The following is a 21,206-nucleotide window of genomic DNA, read 5'->3' as shown; positions in this document are numbered from 1 at the left end:
CGCGTCAGCTCCTCTGGCTTTCGACGAGCATCCGAGTGCGTGCAACGGCATCGTCCACAGGAACGCTCTCGCGCTCGCCCGTTGCACGGTGCTTGATCTCCACGACGCCGGCCGAGAGCCCCTTGCGGCCGACGATGACCTGGTACGGCCACCCGATGAGGTCCGCGTCGGCGAACTTCACGCCCGCCCGTTCGTCGCGGTCGTCGATGACGGTCTCGACCCCGGCGTCCGCGAGCTCGGCGAATATGCGCTCTGCGGCGTCGGCGACATCAGCGTCGTTCGACAAAGGCAGCACGATGGCCTCCGCGGGCGCGACCGAAACGGGCCAGCAGATACCGGCGTCATCGTGGTGCTGTTCGATCACCGCGGCGAGCGAACGCGTGATGCCGACGCCGTAGCAGCCCATGATGAACGGTCGCTCCTGCCCGTTCTCGTCCGTGAACGTCGCTCCCATTGTCTCGGAGTACCGCGTTCCGAGCTGGAAGACCTGCGAGACCTCGATGCCGCGGGCGCCTTCCAGCGACGCGCCGCAGCGGGGGCAGAGGTCGCCTGGTCTGGCGGTGACCAGGTCGGCCCACACCTCGACGGCGAAGTCGCGGCCAGGGCAGGCGCCGAAGAGGTGGTAGTCGTCCTCGTTCGCTCCGACGACCCACGAGCGCTCCTCGGCAAGCGACCGGTCCGCCACGACGAGCGTGCCGTCAGGCGGCGCGACCGGGCCGAGCGAGCCTTTCGGGATGCCGTACGCGGCGAAGTCCTCCTCGTCGAGCAGCACGACGCCGGGCACCGCGCGCCCGGCCTTCACCGGGTTGAGCTCCCGGTCGCCGGGCACGCAGAAGAAGACGAGCCGCCCGTCCTCGGTCTTCCCGGCCATCGTCTTGACGGTGTCACGCTCGTCGAGGCCGAATGCAGCGGCGATGTCCGCGATCGTCCGCAGGTCGGGCGTGTGCACCTTCCGGAGCGTCTCCTCGCTCATGTGCCGCGGGCGTCCAGGCACGATGGCCTCGGCCGCCTCGACGTTCGCAGCGAATCCGCAGGAGCAGTGCACGAGCTCGGCCTCGCCCGTATCGGCGAGCGCCATGAACTCGGTCGTGACCTTGCCGCCGATCTGACCGGAATCGGCCTCGACGGCGCGCCAGACGAGCCCGAGCCGGTCGCAGATGCGGCCGTACGCGCGCGCCTGCTCGTCGTAGTGCTCCTGCAACGACTCCTGGGTGGCGTGGAAGGAATACGCGTCTTTCATGATGAACTCGCGGCCGCGCAGCAGCCCGAACCGCGGCCGCATCTCGTCTCTGAACTTGACATTGATCTGGTACAGCGAAAGCGGCAGGTCGCGGTACGAGCGCACCTCGTTGCGCACGAGCGCGGTGATGACCTCTTCGTGCGTCGGGCCGAGGCAGAAGTCGCGTCCCGCGCGGTCTTTGAGGCGCGCGAGCTCCGGGCCGTAGAGGTCCCAGCGCCCGGACTCGTGCCACAGCTCGGCCGGCTGCACGACCGGCAACAGCAGCTCCTGGCTACCGATGGCGTCCATCTCCTCGCGCACGATGCGTTCGATCTTCGCGATGGAGCGCCACGCGAGCGGCAAGAAGTCGTAGATGCCCGCCGCGACCTTCCGGATCATCCCGGCGCGCAGCAAGAGCCGGTGGCTCGGCACTTCGGCTTCGGCGGGATCCTCGCGAAGCGTGGGCGCGTACAAGCGCGACATCCTCAAAGCGGTCCGCATGCGTTCTCCTTCGTGCGAGCGGCGTGCGTGCTCAGTCCTGCGCGGCAGGTCCGATCCCCCGGTCGTGGGGGTGGTAGGTCTGAGCCAGGTGGTCGGCGCCCGTGGCAAGACTCAGGATCAAGCGCGCGACGAGGTCGTGGACGATGATCGTCGTGGTGTTGCCGTGCAGCGCGAAGGCGCGCTTGAGCGCAGGCTTCACGGCAGGGTCGCCCGTCACCTCGATGATGATGTCGATCTCGTCGCCCTTCGCCGTGAGCACGTCGGGGTACTCGGTGAAGAAGATGCCGCGCTCGCGCGCGATGCGCGCACCGGCACACTCCGGGTTCTTGTCGGCGATCCCGACGACCTCGACGTACGGCAAAGCGAGCAGCGCTTCGATGAGCGGAGCACCTGTGCGTCCCGCTCCGACGACGGCGACGCGTACCTTCTCGGCTGCCATGGCTCCTCCCTGGTCGGCAGTGCGTTGCGTGAAGGATACCAGCGCCGCCGGACGCTCGCAAAAAGGCGCGTCAGCCGCGCTCGCGCACGATGTCGTCGATCTCGGCGAACAGCGCCTCGACGATGTCGGCCTCGTCGACCTTCCGCACGGGCCGGCCGTTGCGGAACACGAGGCCGACGCCTCGACCGGCAGCGACGCCCACGTCGGCATCGCGCGCCTCGCCCGGACCGTTCACGACGCAGCCCATGACGGCGACTTTGAGCGGGACGTCGAGCGAGCGTAGACGCCGCTCCACCTCGCCGGCGATCCCGACGAGGTCGACCTCGCACCGTCCGCACGTCGGACAGGAGACGAGCTCCGGCGTGCGGCGGCGAAGGTCGAGCGCAGCGAGGATCTCCCACGCGACGGCGACCTCCTCGACCGGATTCGCGGTGAGCGAGACGCGGAGCGTGTCGCCGATGCCTTCTTCGAGCAGGATGCCGAGGCCGACGGAGGACTTCACGGTGCCGGAGAACGCAGTCCCGGCCTCGGTGACGCCGATGTGCAGCGGATACGGTACCTCGCTCGCCAGGCGCCGGTAGGCCCGGACTGTGGCCAGCACCGATGAGGCCTTGGCCGACACGACGATGTCTTCGAACCCGCGAGAGGCGACGTGCTCGCAGAAGCGCACAGCGCTCGCGACGAGCTTGTCCTCGAGCGGCCAGTCGAGATCGCGGTGCTCGGGCGCGAGCGAGCCGGCGTTCACGCCGATGCGGATCGGGACGCCTGCTTCGCCCGCCGCCTCGACGACGGCGTCGACGCGCTCGAGCGACCCGATGTTGCCGGGGTTGATGCGCACCTTGGCCGCGCCTCTCGCGATGGCCTCGATGGCGAGGCGGTAGTCGAAGTGCACGTCCGCGACGACCGGCAGCGGCGAGGCCTCGCACACCGCTTCGAACCCATCGAGCGCGTCTGCGTGCGGGATCGCCACCCGCACGATCTCGCACCCGGCGTCAGCGAGCCGCGCGATCTGTGCGAGGGTGGCCTTGGCGTCGCGGGTGTTGGTGTTCGTCATGGACTGCACGGCGACGGGCGCCCCGCCGCCGAGAGGGACGCTGCCGACGAGGACCTGCCGCGAGATGCGAGAAGGCATCGCTCTCCCTACCCTGCGAGCCGTGCGATGTCAGCGTACACGAGGTAGCCGATGAGCGAGAACAGGAGCGCAGCACCGACGACCGTGACCGCCGTGGTCAGACGACGACCGAACGGGCGGCCTGCGACGCGCTGCAGGATCTCGAAGGCGATCTTCCCGCCGTCGAGCGGCGGGATGGGCATCACGTTCATGACGCCGAGCGAGAGCGAGAGCAGTGCGACGAGCCAGGCGTAGTCGAGCGGGCCCGTCTTTGCGGCGTCTGCCGCCATGACGCTGATGCCGACGACGCTTCGGGCGTTTCTCACCGACTCGCCGAAGGTATCGGGCCGGAAGAATCCCACGATCGCCTTGAAGACGAGGCCGGTCCACACGAAGCTCTGTGACAAGGCCTTCCCCAGCGAGTAGCGCACTTTGGTCAGGCCCACGCGCACGCCGACGTACCCGTGCCCGTCCATCTGCCCGAGGGTGACGGTCACCGTGCGCCGTGCACCGTCACGGAGGTACGCGATCTCGAGCGTATCGCCCGGCTTTGACGACGCAACGGCTGCCTGGAACTCCTCCCAGGCACCGATGGGTTTGCCGTCCACGGCGACCAGGGTGTCACCCGCGCGGAGGCCAGCGGCCGCGGCCGGCGATCCAGGCTGGACCTGGTCAAGGGTCAGGCTCGGCTCGTACGTGCCGAAGGCCGACAGCACCACGGTGAACACCAGGATCGCGGCGAGGATGTTGGCGACGACGCCTGCCGAGAGCACGGCGATGCGCTTCGGCGTCGAGAGCCCCCGATAGGTGTGGGAGCGCACCTCGTCGAGCAGCTCGCGGGCGGGCCTGTGCGCGTCGAGCCCGTCGGCGAGCGAAAGCGCGTGCAGCTCGTCGCGCACGACAGCGCCCCAGTCCTCCAGGACGGCCGCGATGTCCGATGCGCGCTCGCGATCGACCATAAGAGCGCGGGAAAGCTCGCCGACGGTGATCGGGCCGCGCTCCGCGATGACGCCGAGCGCCTCTGGCAGCAGCGGGTCTTCCTCGCCTGGCTCCATGCCCGCGATGCGGACGTACCCGCCGAAGGGCACCGCTGTGATGCCGTACGTCGTCTTCTTGCCGCGAATCCGCAGAGCAGGTCCCGGGAGCCCGATCATGAACTCGTGGACCTTCACGCCGAACGCGCGAGCCATGAAGAAGTGCCCGCCTTCGTGCAAGACGACGAGTATCGAGAAGGTCACGACGCCCCAGAATATCGCGTCAAGGCCGGAAGGCCCCATTGCCGTCCTTTCGTCGTTCCGATCCTGCCCGGTTCCGAGCAAGCAGGGTGCCAGGAGCGCTCGGTCTAGAGGATACCCGCAGCTTGCGTCCTCGCCCAGGCGTCGACGGCCTCGACCTCATCGACGGTCGACGCGCGGAAGGGCTCGTGGCGCTCCATCACCGTCTCGATGACGCGCGGTATGTCGGAAAAGCCGATGCGACGCTCGAGGAAGGCCGCAACGGCGACTTCGTTGGCGGCGTTCATCGCTGCCGGCATCGTGCCGCCGGAGGCGCCCGCTTGGAGAGCGAGGTCGAGGCACGGGAAGGCCACCCGGTCCGGCTCTTCGAAATCGAGCCGTCCGATTGCGGCGAAGTCTACGGGGGGAACCGGCGCGTCCCACCGGTCCGGGTAGCTGAGCGCGTACTGGATCGGGATGCGCATGTCGGTGGCGCCGAGGTGGGCCTTCACGCTGCCGTCTGAGAACTCCACCATCGAGTGCACGCACGACTGCGGGTGCACGACGACGGCGATCCGGTCGTAGCTGACGCCGAAGAGGTGGTGCGCCTCGATGGCTTCCAGGCCCTTGTTCATGAGCGTCGCAGAGTCGATCGTGATCTTCGGCCCCATCGACCAGCGAGGGTGGCGGAGCGCCTGCTCCACCGTGACCTGCGCGATCTCGTTGGCGCTCATGCCGCGGAACGGTCCGCCGGACGCAGTGAGCCAGATACGCGCGACGCGATCGCGTCGCTCCCCTTCGAGGCACTGGAAGATGGCCGAATGCTCGCTGTCGACTGGCACCAGGGCGTCGTGCGATCGAACGAGCGGCATCACGAGGTCGCCCGCGACCACCAGGGACTCCTTGTTGGCGAGCGCCAAGCGCTTCCCGCATTCAAGCGCGGTCACGGTGGCGCGCAGTCCCGCAGCACCGACAAGCGCGTTGACGACGACGTCGGCGTCCTCGAGGCCGGCGAGCGCCGCGACCGCGTCCGGTCCTGCGCTCACGCGGGCGTCGGGCAGAAGCGTCCGGAGGTGGTCGGCGGAGGCGGCGTCGGCGATAGCGACGTGTGCTGCTCCTGTCGCAGCGGCCTGCTCGGCCAGACGCTCCACGGAGCGGTTCGCAGCGAGCGCCACCACGCGCACGCGATCCGGGTAGCGCTGGGCGACGTCGATGGTCTGCTGGCCGATGGAGCCGGTCGATCCGAGGACGGCGACGCGGATCATCGCGCACCTGCCGCAATGAGCGCGTAGTACGCCACGATGGCGACCACGATCATGCTGTCGAAGCGGTCCAGGAATCCGCCGTGGCCCGGCAAGAGCCGCCCCGAGTCCTTCACGCCGGCCTCGCGCTTGAGCCTGGACTCGGCCAGATCCCCGAGGACGGCCGCGCCGGAGGCGGCCAGACCGACGGCCGCCATCGCGCCGAGCGGAAGCCCGACGTCGGCGACCGCTCCCGTGACCGCCCACACGGCGGTGGTGAACAGGGTGCCTGCGACGAAGCCCTCCCAGGACTTCTTCGGCGAGATGGTCGGAGCCATCTTGTGGCGGCCCACGGTCGAGCCGATGAGGTACGCGAAGCTGTCGTTGGCCCACACGCTCACGACGGTCGCAAGCACGAGCTCCGTGCCGGCGTCGAGTTCGCGGATGAGCACGAGGTGCGCGAGCGAGAACCCGACGTAGGCGGCCCCGAAGACCGTCGCCGCAGTGTCGGACGCCTTCACGCGGGGGAAGGCGAGGTGCCACGCGAGGGACGCGACGATGAGCGCCCCGAAGGTGGCGCCGAGGCCTGAAAGCCCATGCATGGCCGCAGCGAACGGCATGGCGAGCACGGCGGCGATGCCGAACACCTCGTTCGGCAGGCGGTGCTCCCGCCGGAAGAGCGCGAAAAGCTCGGTGGCGGCAAGCGCCCCGACGACCGCCGCCACCGCAGCGAGCCCGTACGGACCGCCGAAGAAGATGGCGCCGAGGAACGCGACGCCGATGGCGAGCGCAGAGGCGACCCGCGCCCAGAAGTCCTTGAGCGGACGCGTGCGGGCCACGCTACAGCCCTCCGAAGCGGCGCGACCGGCGTTGGTAGTCGACGACCGCCTTGAGCAGGTCGTGCCGGTCGAAGTCCGGCCACAGCGTGGACGTCACCCACATCTCGCTGTACGCGATCTGCCAGAGCAAGAAGTTGGACACACGCAGCTCCCCGCTCGTCCGTATGAGGAGGTCCGGGTCGGGAAGCCCTGCCGTGTACAGGTGGTCTGCGACCATCTCAAGATCGATGCCGGACGGGTCCAGCTGCCCGGTGGCCGCTTTGACAGCGATCGCTCGCACCGCATCGGCGATCTCCTGACGCCCGCCGTAGTTCAGCGCGACGACGTACGTCAGCCGGTCGTTGTCGGCCGTTTGCCGCTCCGCGCGCGCGAAGGCCTCAGCGGTGCGCTCCGGAAGGCCCTCCCGGCGGCCGATCACCCGCACGCGCACGCCGAGCTTGTCGAGCGTCGTCATCTCCTGCTCGAGCACCTCGACGAACAGGTCCATCAGGTGCGACACCTCGTCTTTGGGGCGCCGCCAGTTCTCGCTCGAGAAGGAGTAGACGGTGAGGACGTCGATGCCGAGCTCGAGGGCGGCCTGTATCGTCTCGCGGATCGCCTTCACACCGGCGCGGTGTCCGGCGATGCGCGGGAGTCCGCGCTTGGTCGCCCATCGGCCGTTGCCGTCCATGATGATGGCGACGTGGCGCGGGACACGTTCGAGCGCGAGCTCGGCGAGGAACTCGCGGTCGCGTTTGGACGAGAAGAAGGCCTCGAGCGAGGCTCGGTCAGGCACGAGGTCAGACCTCCATGATCTCCTGCTCTTTGCGCTTCAGCAGCTCGTCGATCTCCTTGATGTGAGCGTCGGTCTCCTTCTGGACCTCTGCCTCCAGACGGCGAAGCTCGTCTTGCGAGATCTCGCCGTCCTTCTCCTGACGCTTGAAGTGATCGTTGACGTCGCGGCGGATGTTGCGGACCGCCACGCGCGCCTCCTCAGCGTACTGGCGGCAGAGCTTGACGAGCTCGCGACGGCGTTCCTCCGTGAGCGGTGGGAACGGGAGACGCACCACCTGCCCGTCATTGGAAGGAGTGAGCCCGAGGTCAGAGCCAAGAATGGCTTTCTCGATCGCGTTGATGGCGCTGCGATCGTACGGCGTGATGACGAGCATCTGCGGCTCAGGAACGCTGACCGAGGCGATCTGGAGGAGCGGCGTCTGGACGCCGTAGTACTCGACGGTGACTTTTTCAAGGATGGCGCTCGACGCGCGGCCCGTGCGCACACCTGCGAACTCGTGCGCGAGGGCGGCGACCGCCTTACGCATGTGGTCCTTCGCTTCGGCGAGATTCTTCACAGACATCTAGGAACCTCCTCGCACCAGGGTACCGACGCGCTCGCCATTGATGGCGCGTTCGATGTTGCCGGGTCTCTTCACGTCGAACACCACGATAGGGAGCTCGTTGTCCATGCACAGCGAAATGGCGGTGTTGTCCATCACGCGGAGTCCGCGGTTCAGCACCTCGATGTACTCGAGCTCGTCGAACTTGACGGCGTTCGGGTTCGTCACGGGGTCGTCGTCGTACACGCCGTCGACCTTCGTGGCCTTCATGATGCACTCCGCGCCGATCTCGAGCGCCCTTAACGCCGCGGTCGTGTCCGTGGTGAAGTACGGGTTGCCGGTGCCCGCGGCGAAGATGACGACTCTCCCCTTCTCGAGATGCCGTATCGCGCGACGCCGGATGTACGGCTCGGCGACGGCCTGCATCTCGATCGCCGACATCACACGGGTGAACACCCCGTGTCGTTCGAGGGCGTCTTGCAAGGCGAGTGCGTTCATCACGGTTGCGAGCATTCCCATGTAGTCCGCCTGCGCTCGGTCCATCCCCTTCGCTGAAGCCGCAAGGCCTCGGAAGATGTTGCCGCCGCCGACGACGATCGCGATCTGCACGCCCGCCTCGTTCAGGGGCTTGATCTGCGCTGCGAGGGACTCGAGCACGGCCGGGTCGATGCCGTACGAACCGTCCCCCATGAGCGCCTCGCCGGAAAGCTTGAGCAACACGCGGTGATAGCGGTGTCCGGACATCGTCCTCCTTTGCTCCGGTTCGGGCGCGGTCAACGCGATTCTAGAACAACGAGGCGACGCGTGCGCCGCCTCGTTGTCGTACGGTCACAGGATGGGGCCTCAGCAGGCCGCAGGTTCGGCGTCGCTCGTCTCGCCAAGCTGGAAGCGCTCGACACCGACGATCGATACGGTGTCGCCGAGCTCCTTGGAGACGCGTGCCACGAGGTCGCCGACGGAGATCTCAGGGTCCTTGACGAACGCCTGCTCGAGAAGGCAGACCTCCTTGTAGAACTTGTGGAGGCGCCCTTCTGCGATCTTCTGCTGGATCTGCTCGGGCTTGCCGGACTCCGCTGCCTGTGCGCGGTAGATCGCGAGCTCGTGCTCGACGGTCTCTGCCGGAACGTCCTCACGCGACACAGCGATCGGGGACGCAGCAGCCACCTGCATCGCAACGTCTTTCAACAGCGACGCAAGGGCGTCAGCGCTCGCCGTCTCGGGCTTGGTGAACGCGGCTTCGACGAGAACGCCGATCTTGCCGCCCATGTGGATGTAGCTCGCGATCGCGCCGGTGCCCGAGACTTCGCGGCGAACGAAGCGCGTGATGTTCATGTTCTCGCCGAGCTTGCTCACGGTCTCGCCGAGGACTTCCTGGACGGAGTGCTCGCGGCCGGTGAAGGTCTGGGAAGCGAGCGCCGCGACGTCGGCCGGCGCAGCGGCAGCGATGTGGGCGGCGAGGTCGTTCACGAACGCAAGGAAGTCGGCATTGCGAGCGACGAAGTCGGTCTCACAGTTGACCTCGACGAGCGCGCCAATGCGCTTGTCTTCAGAGACGTGGGCGGCCACGACGCCCTCGTTGGTGGCGCGCCCGGCCTTCTTCTGCAGCGCGGCGAGCCCTCTCGTGCGGAGGATGTCGACGGCCTTCTCGACGTCGCCGTCGGCCTCGGTGAGTGCCTTCTTGCAGTCCATCATGCCTGCGCCCGTCATCTCGCGCAGCTCTTGCACCATGCGTGCGGTTATCTCCATGGATGCCTCCTCGTGTCGTCGTGGATCGGGGCGTGTCGGCCAGGTCACTCGTCGTCGAAGACGTCTTCGATGTCCACGTCCTTGGGCTCGGCGTCAGCTGCAGCGTCGGCGTCAGCGTCGTTCGCCGGCTCGGCAGCGGCAGGCCCCTCTGAGACGGGCGCTTCTGACGGCTCGACGGACATGCCTGCGGCGCTCCGGCCGTCGATGACGGCGTCTGCGATGACGCCCGTGACCAGTGCGATCGAGCGGATGGCATCGTCGTTGCCGGGAATCACGTAGTCGACCTCGTCAGGATCGGCGTTGGTGTCGATCAGGCCGATCAGCGGGATCCCAAGGCGACGGGCCTCGGCAACGGCGATGGCCTCGCGCTTCGTGTCGACGACGAACACGGCCGACGGCAGCGTGGTCATCTCGCGGATGCCGCCCAGGTTCCGCACGAGCTTGTCGCGCTCGGCGCGGAGCTTGAGGGCCTCCTTCTTCGGCAGCGAGGCCATGGTGCCGTCGGCCTCCATCTGCTCGAGCTCGTTCAGGCGTCCGATGCGCTTCTGGATGGTGGCGAAGTTGGTGAGCATGCCGCCCAGCCAGCGGAAGTTGACATACGGCATCCCGCAGCGGCGGGCATTCTCCGCGATCGTCTCTTGCGCTTGCTTCTTCGTACCGACGAACAACACCGTGCCGCCTCTGGCGGCGAGGTCGCGGACGAAGCGGTAGGTGACGTCAAGCTCGTTGAGCGTGCGCTTCAGGTCGATGATGTAGATGCCGTTGCGTTCCGTGAAGATGTACGGACGCATCTTGGGGTTCCACCGGCGGGTCTGGTGTCCGAAGTGGACGCCCGACTCGAGCAGTGCACGCATCGATACCTTGGTCATGCGTTCCTCCTAGCGGTTGTGTCCTCCGCCTGCTTCTGCTCGACGCGGGACCGCCACGGCGGCACCGTCCGCGTCGATCCGCAGGCGTGCGTGGTTAGAAGCCGGTATAGGGTAGCACGGGCCGGCGGGCAGCGGAAGGGCCTCGCTAGAACTCGCGGCCGCACATCGGGCAGATCACGTGCGCGTCGTACCAGCCGGGCCGATCGCCTTGCGGAAGGAGTTCGATGGCCAGCTCGACCTCGCACGCGGGACACCAGAAACGGCGCGGCAGTCGTGCGTCAGCAACGAAGCATTCCGCATCGGCCTGGCGGTCGCGGACGAGGAGCTTGTACGACTTCGTGTCGGCGCTGCGTCCGCCGAGGTTGTCAAGTGCAAGCCGGATCTTCGCGGCGACATCGGCAGGCTTCGCCTGGTTCTTGATGAGGTAGTCGACCGCGCCGAGCTCGATGGCCCGCTCGACCGAGGACTCCTCGCCCAGGTTCGTGAGGATGACGACCGGGATGCCTGACAGCCGCGGGTCGGCCTTCATGGTCTCGAGCACTTCGAGCCCTCCCATGCGCGGCATGATGAGATCGAGGAGCACGAGGTCCACGGGCACCGCGCGCATCTGCTGGATGGCCTCCAGGCCGTCTGAGGCCGTGTAGACGGTGTACCCCTCCTGAGCGAGGCGGTCGTGGTAGATCCGCCGTAGGAGCTCGGTGTCCTCGACAATCAGAACATGCTCGCCAGCCATGACCTCTCCTGCCTTTCAGACTGCAGGTGCCAGTCCTTGTGCGGCGCGGATGCGAGCCCGCAGGCGCAGCACCGCCTTCGTGTGGAGCTGGCTTACCCGTGACTCGGTGACGCCCAGGATAGCACCGATCTCTTTCAGCGTGAGACCTTCGTAGTAGTACAGGGTGATGACGGCGCGTTCCCGTTCGGGAAGGCGCTCGATGGCGTCGGCCAGGATCTGGCGCAGCTCCTTGTTCTCGTAGACTTCGACGGGGTCCTCGGCTCGGTGGTCCTTGATGGCGGATGCTCCTTGTGACCCGCGGTCGTCGCGATCGTCGCGTCCGGACCAGAGCTCCTCGAACGAGACGATCGACGTGTACGAGAGCCGTGCGAGCAGGTCGTCCAGCTCCTTGATGGAGATGCCGAGCTCGGCCGCGATCTCCGCGTCGGTCGGGACGCGCTTGAGGCGGTTCTCGAGCACCAGATACGCGTTCTCGATATCACGTGCCCGGGACCGTACGGACCGGGGAACCCAGTCCAGTGCGCGGAGCTCGTCGATGATGGCGCCTTTGATGCGCGCGATCGCGTAGGTCTCGAACTTGATGCCGCGTTCGGGTTGGAACTTGTCGATGGCATCGATCAGTCCGAACACGCCGTAGGAGATCAAATCGGCGGTCTCCACCGTCTGCGGCAGGTTCGAAGAGAGGCGGCCGGCGACGTACTTCACGAGGGGCGAGTAGTTCAAGATGAGCTTCTCTCGGGCCTCGGGATCGCCAGTCTCTTTGTATGCAGCCCAGCAGCGCTCGATGTCGCTCACGGGTTGCTGCTTCATCCAGGACGCCCCTCCTGAGTGCTGCGCGGATGTGCACGTTCGTGCACTTCCTGCAGCCGCCGTATGCTGACGTGAGTATAAATCTGGGTCGTGGACAGGGCAACGTGGCCGAGGAGCTCCTGGACGGTGCGCAGGTCGGCCCCTGACTCGAGCAGGTGCGTCGCGAACGCGTGCCTGATGGCGTGCGGCGTCATGCCGGCATCGGCGGCAAGCGCGGAGAGGTACCGGGCCAGCATGCGACGGATGCTGTTGGTCGAGTAGCGGTGTCCGCGGCGGCCGACGAAGAGAGCGTCTTCGTCCTTCCCGGCAAGGAGCTTCGGCCGCGCGTCACGAAGGTACGCCCGGAGGATCTGGACAGCAAGCCGGTGCAGGGGCACGATGCGCTCCTTGGAGCCCTTCCCGAACAGGCGTGCCTGTCCGGACGCAAGGTCGACATCGGCGACGTCAAGCGCGGAGATCTCCGCCACGCGCGCGCCGGTGGCGTACGCGAGCTCGAGAACGGCCCGGTCCCGCAGACCCAGCGGTGTCGAGACGTCCGGCAGCTCCAGCAGCCGCGCGATGAGGTCGACGGGAACCGCAGGCGGCAGGCGCTCAGGGAGCTGCACGGACGCCATGGCGGCCGCAGGGTCCCGGTCCGCGAGACCGTTCTCGACGGCAAACGCGTAGAACGACCGGAGCGAGGACTGCTTGCGGGCGATGGTCGTCTTGGCGTAGCGAGCGGCCGCGAGCTCGGCGAGGTACGCGCGCAGGTCTCGTCGCGTGGCCTGTGCGACATCAGTCCCTCGGCGCTCGCACCAGTCGAGGAACTGCACGAGGTCGGTCGCGTACGCGCGGACCGTCGCAGGCGACAGGTTCCTGACTGCGGATAGGTGCGTCAGGAACGCGTCGAGAAGCGCGCTGTCCGACGGTGTGCTCATGTGGCCGAGCCTTCAGACGCGGTCGAAGCCGCTGTGCGAAGCGCTGCGAGTCCTGGTGCGACGAGCGCTTCGTGCCGGTGCGCCCAGACCGCGATGGCCTGCCTGCCTCTTGCCGCAAAGGCGGCCTTGCGGGCCCGCTTGTCTTTGATGCGCTCTTCAAGTGGCGGCAGAAGTCCGAAGTTCACGTGCATCGGCTGGTAGGGCCGGGTGGCCGGGTCGGTCGCGTAGGCGATGAGCGAGCCGAGCGCGGTCTCGCGCGGGAGCGACGACGGCGGGGCGTCGTGCGTGAGCTCGCCGGCCAGGACGAGGGCCGCCCACAGACCGGTGGCAGCAGCTTCGAGGTACCCCTCCGTCCCCGTGATCTGCCCTGCGAGCCGTACGTCCCCGTGCATGCGGACGGCGAGCCGCTCGTCCAGCACCCGCGGGCTGTCGACGTAGGTGTTGCGGTGCATGACGCCGTACCGCAAGAACTCGGCCGACTCGAGCCCTGGAACCATTCGGAACACGCGGGCCTGCTCGTCGAAGGCAAGGTTCGTCTGGCAGCCGACGAGGTTGTACATCGTCCGTTCGCGGTTCTCCGGGCGCAGCTGCAGCACAGCCCATGGCCGGGTCCCGGTGCGCGGGTCCGTGAGGCCGACAGGCTTCAGCGGCCCGAAGCGCAAGGCGTCGCGGCCCGTTCGTGCGATCTCCTCGATCGGCTGGCAGGCAGAGAAGAGATCGTCGGGCTCGAAGTCTTTCCTCACGACCCGCCGTGCGGACGTGAGCGCGTCGATGAAGCGCTCGTAGGACTCCGCATCGAACGGGCAGTTGAGGTAGTCGCTCCCCTCGCCCTTACCGTAGCGGCTCTGGAAGAAGCACACGCTCATGTCCAGGCTGGTCGCGTCGACGATCGGTGCGGCCGCGTCGTAGAACGAGAGGTACCCCGCTCCGACGATCGACGCGAGGTCGGCGCTCAGCGCGTCTGACGTGAGCGGCCCGGTCGCGACGATCACCGGTCCCGTCCGTGGCACCTCAGCCAACTCGGCGTTGATGACGCGAACGAGCGGATGCGACGCGACGATCCTCGTCACCGCCGCAGCGAAACGTTCGCGGTCGACAGCGAGCGCAGCGCCCGCCGGGACCGCGTGAGCGCGTGCGACGGCCAGGATGACGCTTCCAAGCGTTGCGAGCTCCTCTTTGAGCATGCCGGGCGCGGTCGCAGGATCCGAGCTCTTGAAGGAGTTCGAGCACACGAGCTCCGCGAAGAGCCCGGTGTGGTGAGCAGGCGTCATGCGCGCCGGTCGCATCTCCACGAGCTCGACGTCGATGCCACGGACGGCGAGCTGCCACGCGGCCTCAGAGCCGGCAAGCCCAGCTCCTATGACGGTCACGGTCGGCATGAGGGGGCGCCCTTCCTGGCGTAGAGGTCCGTGCAGTCGTCACATTCTATCCCCTGCCCTCGGTAGGTGCGTAGCAGTACCGTCCGTCGATGGACCGCCGCACGGCTCCCGAAAGCTCGAGCCGTGCGAGCGCCATGGCTGCGTCGTGGACGCTTACTGCGAGCTCGGCAGCGATCTCCTCGATGGAGCGAGGACCGGCGGCGAGCATCCGCTCGATGGGCCCGGCGCTCGCCGTGAGTTCCGCGGAGACGTGCGAGCGAGCGCCAGGTTCGAGCAGACCGCAGCGTGCGAGCGCGAGCGCGAGGTCGTCGACGTCCGCGATGACGCCGGCCCCGTCGCGGATCAGGCGATTCGTGCCCCGCGACAGAGGTGAGAGGATCGACCCGGGAACGGCGAGGACCTCGGTGCCCGCCTGGAGGGCGTGGTCGGCCGTGCTGAAGGTGCCGCTCGGAAGCGACGCCTCCACCACGAGCAGCGCGGCCGCGAGACCAGCGATGATGCGGTTCCGCTCCGGAAACGTCCATCGTGCCGGCGGCGTGCCCCACGGAAGCTCGGACACGACCAGGTGGTCGCGCCGGACCGTCTCCAGCAAGCGGCGCGCGCTGGGCGGGTAGTCCAGGTCCGCGCCGCATCCGAGGACGGCCACCGTGCGTCCGCCGCTGTCGATGGCCGCCCGATGCGCTGATTGGTCGCAGCCGACGGCGGCACCCGAGATGACCGTCACCCCGTTCGTGGCCGCCCAGCCGGCGAGGATCATCGTGCAGTCACGTCCGTACGGCGTTTGGCGGCGCGAGCCGACCACGGCGAGTCCCGGTGCGAGCAGCGAGAGGTCGCCGACGCAGTACAGCGTCGCGGGCGGCCTCTCGACGCGGAGGAGCTGCTCAGGGTAGAGCGAGTCGCCCCGGCGGACCTCGTGGCGGACGCAGCGCATCACGAGTGCTCCTCCATCCGGTACGAGAGCGCTTCCAGGAGGTGGTCCTCTTCGACGCGGGCGGCCTGGTCCAGGTCGGCGATGGTGCGCGCCGTGCGCAGCACTCGCGTGATGCCACGACCGGAAAGCCGGTGGGTGCGCGCCGCCCGTTCGAGCAGGTCCGAGGTGCGCGTGTCCAAGCGGCACGCCGAGAGCAGGTCGGCGCCGCTAAGAGAGGAGGACAGCGCGCCGCGTGTGGAGAGGGCGTGCTCGCGAGCGGCGATGACACGCTCGCGCACTGCTGCTGTGGGCTCGCCAGGTTCGGCTGCGACGATCGAGCGCGGGTCGGGCCTGTCCACGCGCACCACGAGGTCCATGCGGTCCACGAGCGGCCCGCCGATGCGTGCACGATACCGCGCGATGGCCTGCTCGGTACACGAGCACTCGCGCTCGCGGTCTCCTGCGAAACCGCACGGGCACGGGTTCATGGACGCGATGACCGTGAACCGCGCGGGGAAGGTCAGCCGTCCCTCTGCGCGGACGAGCGTGACGCTGCCGTCTTCGAGCGGGCCTCGAAGGGACTGGAGCGCAGAAGGCGCGAACTGCGGCATCTCGTCGAGGAAGAGCACCCCGTTGTGCGCGAGGCTCATCTCCCCCGGGCGCGGCGGGCTGCCGCCTCCCGCGAGCCCCGCGACGGAGCACGAGTGGTGCGGAGCACGGAAGGGTCGGACGCCGTCGAGGACGCCCCGTTCGTCGAGGCCGCAGACCGAGTAGATGAGGGCGGTCTCGAGGCGCTCTTCTGGCGTCAAACGCGGAAGGATGCCAGGCATCCTCCTCGCGAGCATCGTCTTGCCGGAGCCGGGCGGACCGACCATGAGAAGGTTGTGCCCGCCCGCAGCGGAGATCTCCAGGGCCCTGCGAGCGAGCGGCTGTCCCGCCACGTCGGCCAGGTCCGGGACGCGCGGGGCACGGTCGGCGCGGCGCCGGACAGACGCCGGCGCGACACGCGAACCGGTCTTGAGCTCTTTGAGGTGGCTGACGGTGCGGCACGGAACGCTGCCGGCCGCCTGCGCAGCGTCGTCGATACCCGGAGGCCCGACGAGCGACATCTTTGCGCGCTTGGCCGCGAGCGCGAAGGCGAGGAGCCCATGGATGCAGCGCACCGATCCGTCCAGCCCGAGTTCGCCGACGACGAGGGAGCCTGCGACCGAGTCGCCGGGAAGCTGGCGCGTCGCGACCAGTATCGCGGCGGCGATGGGCAAATCGAACCCCGTGCCGTGCTTGCGAAGCAGCGCAGGCGCGAGATTCACGAGCACCCGGCAGTTCGGGAACTCGAAGCCCGCTTCGCGAAGAGCGCTCCGAACGCGGTCCCGCGACTCTTGCAGAGCGGCATCAGGCAGCCCGACGATCCCGAACGAGGGAAGTCCGTTGGAGACGTCGGCTTGAACCTCGACGGGCAGCGCTTCGACGCCGTGGACTGACGCGGTCATCACGGTGGCCTGCATCAGACCTCCGCGGAAAACGCGTCCTTGAGGTGCCGAAGCAAGGCACGGTCGTCCGAAAGCACGCGCAGCGTGACGACGTCGAACCGCACGCGCTGCGGCGTGAGGCCCGCGTGCGACGCGTACGTCCTGGCGATGCGCACTATGCGCTGCTGCTTCGCAGGCGTCACGGCCTCCTCAGGCGTGCCTGCCCGCGTGCTCCGCCGGGTCTTGACCTCGACGATGACGAGGTCGTCCCCGTCGAGGGCGACGATGTCCGCCTCCCCCGCCTGGCATCGCCAGTTCCGCTCGATCACGGTCATGCCGACGCGCTCCAGGAATGCTGCTGCGGCGTCCTCGCCGCGTGAGGCAAGCTCTCGCCTGTCCATCTCAACCACCTCCGCGTAGGAGCATGGCAGAGGGGCCTTACCGGCATCGAAGCGCAACCTTATCGTTCGGAGTTCAGCGCCGGCGGAGGCGAACGCATCGTGGTGCCGCTGCGCGCGCGAGGCCGCAGTCCCGGAGCCTGGCCTGGCGTGCGTCGGCTAGAACAATCGACGCTGCGAGCAGGGAGCGAACGACATGCGGTGGACTGGGCTTGGGCCGAGACGTTCGAGGGCGGCGAGGTGCTCCGCGGTCCCGTATCCCTTGTGCACCGCGAATCCGTACCCAGGGTGCGCCTGGTCGAGCTCCGCCATGAGGCTGTCGCGGGCGACCTTCGCCACCACGGACGCAGCAGCGACGGAAGCCAGGAGCGAGTCGCCTTTCACGAGGGCGTACGCTTCGATGCCGAGCTCCACCGGAAGTCCGTCGATGAGCGCCAGGTGCGGGTCGACGCTCAGTCCTGCGAGCGCACCGAGCATCGCCCGCCGCGTCGCTTCGGCGATGCCGACGGCGTCGATGACGGCCGGTTCGACGTGCGCGACCGAAACGGCGATGGCGACCTGCTGCACGGCTGCCGCGACGGTCGTGCGCCTGCTGGGCGTGAGCGTCTTGGAGTCTGCAAGCCCCTGTATCTCGACGTCGCGCGGCAGGATGACTGCTGCGGCCGTGACCGGTCCTGCGAGCGCGCCGCGTCCGACCTCGTCGATCCCTGCGATCAGGCGATCGGGCCGGACGCCGAACTGAGCGAAGGGATCGAGGAAGCCCGTCCGTGGCGCCTTCCGGGAGCTCGTGTCAGACGTGCGGGGCATCGTGCCTCCGGCCTGTCGGGGAACCACGCATACGCATGCCACCGCAGAGTATAGCCCGCAAAGGCAACGGCCGCCCGGCAAGCAGGCGGCCGTTCGTCAGGCAGCGGTCGTGGGCTACCGGCGCTCCTTGATGCGGGCTGCTTTGCCCACCTTGTCGCGCAGGTAGTAGAGCTTCGAGCGGCGCACCTTGCCGCGCGAGATGACCTCGAGCTTGACGATCTTGGGCGAGTGCACCGGGAACGTGCGCTCGACGCCGACCGCGAAGGAGATCTTGCGCACCGTGAAGGTCTCACGTGCGCCAGAGCCGTGACGGCGGATGACGACGCCCTGGAACGGCTGCACTCGCTCGCGGTTGCCCTCCACGACCTTGTAGCTCACCTTGACGGTGTCGCCCACGCCGAACTCGGGGATGTCATCACGCATCTGCTGCGCTTCGATCGCGCGGATCCTGTTCATGATCGTCCTTATCCTGAGTCACTCGTCCGTCCGGTTTCAAGACACGGCGACACAGTATAGACCAGCGGTTCTTCTCGGCGCAATGGGCGCGGATCCGGGCGGTCTCAGAGCGTCGCGAAGCGAGAGAGCGGCCAGATGCGCAAGATAGCCTTGCCGTGGATAAAGCTCATGGGCACGGGGCCGAACACGCGCGAGTCGCTGCTGTTGGGGCGGTTGTCGCCCATCACCCACACGTAGCCCTTCGGGATGGTGATGGGCAGCGGGACAGGACCGGGCTCGGTGGGCTTGCCGTGCGTGTACGGCTCGTTCAAGCGCACACCGTCGACGATGACGGCGCCGTTCTCGATGTCGACGGTCTGGCCCTCGACCGCGACGACGCGCTTGATGAGCGTCGGCACCTGGCCGGTAGGATCGTCGAGCACCACGATGTCGCCGGGCTTGGGCTTCTCGAACCGGTAGATGAACTTGTTCGCGAGCACGCGCTCCTGGATCTCGATGGTGGGGATCATCGAGCCGGTCGGGATGACGTACGGCTGGACGACATAGGTCCTGACGACCGTGGCGAGCGCGAACGCGACCGCCACCATGACGACGAGCTCGAAGAGCCAACGGCCGAACGACTGCGGCTCGGAGTGCTGATCCGAGGCGTCTGCCTCCGAGGCGCTCTCGACCGCTTCAGTCGGCTGGTTCACCGCGGCATCCGCGTCCGTCTCGGCGATGTCGGCCGGGTTCGTCTGGATCTCGTCAGTCACTGCAAGGTCCCTTCGCTTGGTCCGATCTCTCTTCTATGATGCGCTCCGCGAACGCGCGTTCCTCGTCGGTGAGGTCGGCCGACGCCAGCAGGTCCGGCCGCCGCAGCGCCGTGCGCCGGATCGCCTCCAGCCGCCGCCACTGCGCGATGCGTTTGTGGTCGCCCGACAACAGGATCGGCGGCACGTCACGGCCTTCGAAGGACGCCGGCCGCGTGTACTGAGGATACTCGAGGAGACCCCACGAGAACGACTCCTCCTCGGCGGACGCAGGGGACGCCAGCACCCCCGGCTGAAGCCGCGTGACGGCGTCCACGATCACCATCGCGGGGAGCTCGCCGCCGGTGAGCACGTAGTCGCCGATCGAGACCTCGAGGTCCACGATGTCGCGAACGCGGTCGTCCACCCCCTCGTAGCGGCCGCACACGATGAGCAGGCGCTCCTTGGCTGCGAGCTCTTCGACGAGCCGCTGGTCGAGCCGACGGCCCTGCGGGCAGGTGAGCACGACGAACGGCCTCCGAGGGTCGCGCGACGCTAACTCGCGCACGGCCCGGTAGATCGGCTCGGGCTTCATGACCATGCCCGGCCCGCCGCCGAAGGGGTAGTCGTCGGTCGTGCGGTGCTTGTCGTCCGTCCAGTCCCGCAGGTCGTGCACCGCGAACTCGACGGCGCCCTTGTCGCGGGCGATGCCGAGCATGGAGCCGCCGAGCACGGGCTCGAAGATCTCGGGGAATATGCTGACGATGTCGATGCGCATGCTAGTCCTCGTCGATCAGCCCAGGCAGCAGCCTCACGGACGCGACGCGACGCTCATGATCGACGTCGAGCACCACGTCGTCGATGACCGGAAGCAGGACCTCGCCGAGCGGGCCGTGGACCACCCAGACGTCGTTGGCGCCGGTGACGATGACGTCCACGACCGTCCCGAGCGGGCCTCGCTCAGCGTCGATGACCTCGAAGCCGTCCACCTCGTCCGGCGCGGGCTCCTCCGCAGCGGGAAGGTCGCTCGCGCGAGCGAGCAGCAGCGAACCCACCAACCGCTTCGCGGTCCCCACGTCGCTGGCTTCCTGGAACGCAAGCAGGCACCCGCCCGCGTCTGCGCTTCGCACGCGCGAGACGTGCAACGGTCTCGGTGCGCCCCGCGGGGGCACCGGCCAGAGCTCAGCGCCGTCGAGGGCCGAGGCGTCAAGGCCGCGCAGCAAAAGCGCGGCGTGCACCTCGCCGTCCAGACCGTGCGTCTTCACGACTCGCGCCACGGCTGTGAACGGCGAGGCGTCCATGACCTCAGTCCAGCACCTCCACCGTGGCGTCTGAGCCGGTGAGCGAGGCAGCGGCGCGCACGAGCGTGCGCATGGCCTTGATCACCCGCCCCTGGCGTCCGATGACCTTGCCCGTGTCTTCGGGATTCGTGGCGACCTCGTAGACGACGCCGCGCTCGGAGTCGCGCTTCTGGATGCGGACGTCCTCAGGACGATCGACGAGCGACGTGACGAGGTACGTGACGAGCCCGTCGATGTCGACCGTTTCGGGCATGCTCACTCGGCCTCTTCGGCGGCCTCGGCCTCAGCAGCAGGCTCGTCGGCAGCCTCCGCCGCCGGCTCCTCGACGGCTTCCGCAGCAGGCTCGTCGACGGCTTCCGCGGCAGGCTCGTCGGCAGCGGCCTTCTGGGCCTTCACCGATGCCTGCTCCGGCTTCGGTGCGTAGGTCTTCTCGCCGCGTGCGATAGCGATCAGCTTCGCAGCGGTCTCGGTCGGCTGGGCGCCCTTCATAAGCCACGCGTCGACCTTCTCGAGGTCGATCTCGACCGTGGAAGGCTTCGTCCGCGGGTTGTAGCGGCCGAGGATCTCGATGAAGCGGCCGTCACGGGGCGCGCGGGAATCGGCAGCGACCACGCGGTAGAACGGGGCCTTCTTTGCACCAGCACGAGCAAGACGGATCTTGACAGCCAACAGTTCACCTCCGTGTCAAGCGGCAACGCCGCTGTCTGTGGACAAGAGCAGCGACCAATGATACGACACGTCCACCACGCGGTCAAAGCACGAACACCCAAACCGAAAGTGCGTTCCGACCGGTCCGTGACGCT

The 21,206-nt window shown here is 68.2% G+C and carries 25 protein-coding genes; all 25 read right to left on the bottom strand.

Translation table 11 applies throughout. The annotated features are described in order from the left end of the window. Window positions 1-4: 4 nt before the first annotated feature. The gene (locus tag MX659_RS08385) at window positions 5-1,720 is read right to left on the bottom strand and encodes a proline--tRNA ligase (protein WP_323745512.1); all 1,716 of its coding nucleotides are present in this window, start codon (window positions 1,718-1,720) and stop codon (window positions 5-7) included. Window positions 1,721-1,751: 31 nt separating this feature from the next. Then, window positions 1,752-2,159: a Gfo/Idh/MocA family oxidoreductase gene (locus tag MX659_RS08380; RefSeq protein ID WP_267193037.1), complete on the bottom strand. Its 408-nt coding sequence runs from the start codon at window positions 2,157-2,159 to the stop codon at window positions 1,752-1,754. Window positions 2,160-2,229: 70 nt separating this feature from the next. Then, a complete protein-coding gene (ispG, locus tag MX659_RS08375) occupies window positions 2,230-3,291 on the bottom strand; it encodes a flavodoxin-dependent (E)-4-hydroxy-3-methylbut-2-enyl-diphosphate synthase (RefSeq protein WP_267193036.1) in 1,062 nt (353 codons plus the stop codon). An 8-nt stretch (window positions 3,292-3,299) separates the two neighbouring features. Next, window positions 3,300-4,547: a site-2 protease family protein gene (locus MX659_RS08370; protein WP_267193035.1), complete on the bottom strand. Its 1,248-nt coding sequence runs from the start codon at window positions 4,545-4,547 to the stop codon at window positions 3,300-3,302. Window positions 4,548-4,612: 65 nt separating this feature from the next. Then, window positions 4,613-5,749, bottom strand: coding sequence for a 1-deoxy-D-xylulose-5-phosphate reductoisomerase (locus MX659_RS08365; RefSeq protein ID WP_267193034.1), 1,137 nt, complete (start codon window positions 5,747-5,749; stop codon window positions 4,613-4,615). Next, window positions 5,746-6,564 carry a phosphatidate cytidylyltransferase gene (locus MX659_RS08360; protein ID WP_267193033.1) on the bottom strand — a complete coding sequence of 273 codons (819 nt, stop codon included), beginning with the start codon at window positions 6,562-6,564 and terminating at the stop codon, window positions 5,746-5,748. Before MX659_RS08360 ends, MX659_RS08365 begins: the two co-directional genes overlap by 4 nt. A gap of 1 nt (window position 6,565) precedes the next feature. After that, entirely contained in the window at window positions 6,566-7,339 is a 774-nt protein-coding gene (locus MX659_RS08355; protein WP_267193032.1) for an isoprenyl transferase, read from the bottom strand. Between the two features lie 4 nt (window positions 7,340-7,343). Further along, complete coding sequence (gene frr, locus MX659_RS08350) at window positions 7,344-7,901, bottom strand: ribosome recycling factor (RefSeq protein WP_267193031.1); 558 nt, start codon at window positions 7,899-7,901, stop codon at window positions 7,344-7,346. Beyond that, on the bottom strand, window positions 7,902-8,624 hold the full coding sequence (gene pyrH / locus MX659_RS08345; RefSeq protein WP_267193030.1) for a UMP kinase: 723 nt from the start codon (window positions 8,622-8,624) through the stop codon (window positions 7,902-7,904). A gap of 99 nt (window positions 8,625-8,723) precedes the next feature. Beyond that, on the bottom strand, window positions 8,724-9,626 hold the full coding sequence (gene tsf / locus MX659_RS08340; RefSeq protein WP_267193029.1) for a translation elongation factor Ts: 903 nt from the start codon (window positions 9,624-9,626) through the stop codon (window positions 8,724-8,726). Window positions 9,627-9,670: 44 nt separating this feature from the next. Next, a complete protein-coding gene (rpsB, locus tag MX659_RS08335) occupies window positions 9,671-10,495 on the bottom strand; it encodes a 30S ribosomal protein S2 (protein ID WP_267193028.1) in 825 nt (274 codons plus the stop codon). 145 nt (window positions 10,496-10,640) lie between these two features. After that, a complete protein-coding gene (locus tag MX659_RS08330) occupies window positions 10,641-11,228 on the bottom strand; it encodes a response regulator (protein WP_267193027.1) in 588 nt (195 codons plus the stop codon). Window positions 11,229-11,243: 15 nt separating this feature from the next. Further along, complete coding sequence (gene whiG / locus MX659_RS08325; RefSeq protein WP_267193026.1) at window positions 11,244-12,038, bottom strand: RNA polymerase sigma factor WhiG; 795 nt, start codon at window positions 12,036-12,038, stop codon at window positions 11,244-11,246. Continuing rightward, window positions 12,035-12,955, bottom strand: coding sequence for a tyrosine recombinase (locus tag MX659_RS08320; protein WP_267193025.1), 921 nt, complete (start codon window positions 12,953-12,955; stop codon window positions 12,035-12,037). The genes whiG and MX659_RS08320 overlap by 4 nt, the downstream gene beginning before the upstream one ends. Further along, window positions 12,952-14,334, bottom strand: coding sequence for a methylenetetrahydrofolate--tRNA-(uracil(54)-C(5))-methyltransferase (FADH(2)-oxidizing) TrmFO (gene trmFO / locus MX659_RS08315; RefSeq protein WP_267193024.1), 1,383 nt, complete (start codon window positions 14,332-14,334; stop codon window positions 12,952-12,954). Before trmFO ends, MX659_RS08320 begins: the two co-directional genes overlap by 4 nt. Window positions 14,335-14,380: 46 nt before the next feature. Further along, window positions 14,381-15,265, bottom strand: coding sequence for a DNA-processing protein DprA (dprA, locus tag MX659_RS08310; protein ID WP_267193116.1), 885 nt, complete (start codon window positions 15,263-15,265; stop codon window positions 14,381-14,383). Beyond that, on the bottom strand, window positions 15,265-16,749 hold the full coding sequence (locus MX659_RS08305; RefSeq protein ID WP_267193023.1) for a YifB family Mg chelatase-like AAA ATPase: 1,485 nt from the start codon (window positions 16,747-16,749) through the stop codon (window positions 15,265-15,267). The genes dprA and MX659_RS08305 overlap by 1 nt, the downstream gene beginning before the upstream one ends. Continuing rightward, entirely contained in the window at window positions 16,749-17,114 is a 366-nt protein-coding gene (locus MX659_RS08300) for a YraN family protein (RefSeq protein ID WP_267193022.1), read from the bottom strand. Before MX659_RS08300 ends, MX659_RS08305 begins: the two co-directional genes overlap by 1 nt. A 156-nt stretch (window positions 17,115-17,270) precedes the next feature. Next, complete coding sequence (locus MX659_RS08295; protein WP_267193021.1) at window positions 17,271-17,918, bottom strand: ribonuclease HII; 648 nt, start codon at window positions 17,916-17,918, stop codon at window positions 17,271-17,273. A gap of 114 nt (window positions 17,919-18,032) precedes the next feature. Further along, the gene (gene rplS / locus MX659_RS08290) at window positions 18,033-18,374 is read right to left on the bottom strand and encodes a 50S ribosomal protein L19 (RefSeq protein ID WP_267193020.1); all 342 of its coding nucleotides are present in this window, start codon (window positions 18,372-18,374) and stop codon (window positions 18,033-18,035) included. A gap of 104 nt (window positions 18,375-18,478) precedes the next feature. Then, window positions 18,479-19,126, bottom strand: a complete 648-nt coding sequence (gene lepB, locus MX659_RS08285) for a signal peptidase I (RefSeq protein ID WP_267193019.1) — start codon at window positions 19,124-19,126, stop codon at window positions 18,479-18,481. Next, entirely contained in the window at window positions 19,119-19,880 is a 762-nt protein-coding gene (gene trmD, locus MX659_RS08280; protein WP_267193018.1) for a tRNA (guanosine(37)-N1)-methyltransferase TrmD, read from the bottom strand. Before trmD ends, lepB begins: the two co-directional genes overlap by 8 nt. A 1-nt stretch (window position 19,881) precedes the next feature. Beyond that, window positions 19,882-20,403 carry a ribosome maturation factor RimM gene (rimM, locus tag MX659_RS08275; protein WP_267193017.1) on the bottom strand — a complete coding sequence of 174 codons (522 nt, stop codon included), beginning with the start codon at window positions 20,401-20,403 and terminating at the stop codon, window positions 19,882-19,884. A gap of 4 nt (window positions 20,404-20,407) precedes the next feature. Beyond that, on the bottom strand, window positions 20,408-20,656 hold the full coding sequence (locus MX659_RS08270) for a KH domain-containing protein (protein WP_267193115.1): 249 nt from the start codon (window positions 20,654-20,656) through the stop codon (window positions 20,408-20,410). Between the two features lie 2 nt (window positions 20,657-20,658). Continuing rightward, a complete protein-coding gene (gene rpsP / locus MX659_RS09220; protein ID WP_267193016.1) occupies window positions 20,659-21,072 on the bottom strand; it encodes a 30S ribosomal protein S16 in 414 nt (137 codons plus the stop codon). Window positions 21,073-21,206: the final 134 nt, after the last annotated feature.

The organism is Parvivirga hydrogeniphila (assembly GCF_023371205.1).
GTDB lineage: Bacteria > Actinomycetota > Coriobacteriia > Anaerosomatales > Anaerosomataceae > Parvivirga > Parvivirga hydrogeniphila.
Note: the sequence above shows the minus strand (reverse complement) of the source record. Positions and strands in the feature narration are given on the sequence as shown.

Excerpts from the sequence above, each read along its gene's own strand:
- rimM (WP_267193017.1), bottom strand. The coding sequence starts at position 20,403 with ATGGACGCCTCGCCGTTCACAGCCGTGGCGCGAGTCGTGAAGACGCAC.
- MX659_RS08380 (WP_267193037.1), bottom strand. The coding sequence starts at position 2,159 with ATGGCAGCCGAGAAGGTACGCGTCGCCGTCGTCGGAGCGGGACGCACA.
- MX659_RS08300 (WP_267193022.1), bottom strand. The coding sequence starts at position 17,114 with ATGGACAGGCGAGAGCTTGCCTCACGCGGCGAGGACGCCGCAGCAGCA.
- MX659_RS08330 (WP_267193027.1), bottom strand. The coding sequence starts at position 11,228 with ATGGCTGGCGAGCATGTTCTGATTGTCGAGGACACCGAGCTCCTACGG.
- MX659_RS08385 (WP_323745512.1), bottom strand. The coding sequence starts at position 1,720 with ATGCGGACCGCTTTGAGGATGTCGCGCTTGTACGCGCCCACGCTTCGC.
- MX659_RS08270 (WP_267193115.1), bottom strand. The coding sequence starts at position 20,656 with ATGCCCGAAACGGTCGACATCGACGGGCTCGTCACGTACCTCGTCACG.
- whiG (WP_267193026.1), bottom strand. The coding sequence starts at position 12,038 with ATGAAGCAGCAACCCGTGAGCGACATCGAGCGCTGCTGGGCTGCATAC.
- MX659_RS08295 (WP_267193021.1), bottom strand. The coding sequence starts at position 17,918 with ATGCCCCGCACGTCTGACACGAGCTCCCGGAAGGCGCCACGGACGGGC.
- MX659_RS08305 (WP_267193023.1), bottom strand. The coding sequence starts at position 16,749 with ATGCAGGCCACCGTGATGACCGCGTCAGTCCACGGCGTCGAAGCGCTG.
- MX659_RS08320 (WP_267193025.1), bottom strand. The coding sequence starts at position 12,955 with ATGAGCACACCGTCGGACAGCGCGCTTCTCGACGCGTTCCTGACGCAC.
- ispG (WP_267193036.1), bottom strand. The coding sequence starts at position 3,291 with ATGCCTTCTCGCATCTCGCGGCAGGTCCTCGTCGGCAGCGTCCCTCTC.
- MX659_RS08370 (WP_267193035.1), bottom strand. The coding sequence starts at position 4,547 with ATGGGGCCTTCCGGCCTTGACGCGATATTCTGGGGCGTCGTGACCTTC.
- tsf (WP_267193029.1), bottom strand. The coding sequence starts at position 9,626 with ATGGAGATAACCGCACGCATGGTGCAAGAGCTGCGCGAGATGACGGGC.
- dprA (WP_267193116.1), bottom strand. The coding sequence starts at position 15,265 with ATGCGCTGCGTCCGCCACGAGGTCCGCCGGGGCGACTCGCTCTACCCT.
- pyrH (WP_267193030.1), bottom strand. The coding sequence starts at position 8,624 with ATGTCCGGACACCGCTATCACCGCGTGTTGCTCAAGCTTTCCGGCGAG.
- MX659_RS08365 (WP_267193034.1), bottom strand. The coding sequence starts at position 5,749 with ATGATCCGCGTCGCCGTCCTCGGATCGACCGGCTCCATCGGCCAGCAG.
- trmFO (WP_267193024.1), bottom strand. The coding sequence starts at position 14,334 with ATGCCGACCGTGACCGTCATAGGAGCTGGGCTTGCCGGCTCTGAGGCC.
- rplS (WP_267193020.1), bottom strand. The coding sequence starts at position 18,374 with ATGAACAGGATCCGCGCGATCGAAGCGCAGCAGATGCGTGATGACATC.
- rpsB (WP_267193028.1), bottom strand. The coding sequence starts at position 10,495 with ATGACCAAGGTATCGATGCGTGCACTGCTCGAGTCGGGCGTCCACTTC.
- frr (WP_267193031.1), bottom strand. The coding sequence starts at position 7,901 with ATGTCTGTGAAGAATCTCGCCGAAGCGAAGGACCACATGCGTAAGGCG.
- trmD (WP_267193018.1), bottom strand. The coding sequence starts at position 19,880 with ATGCGCATCGACATCGTCAGCATATTCCCCGAGATCTTCGAGCCCGTG.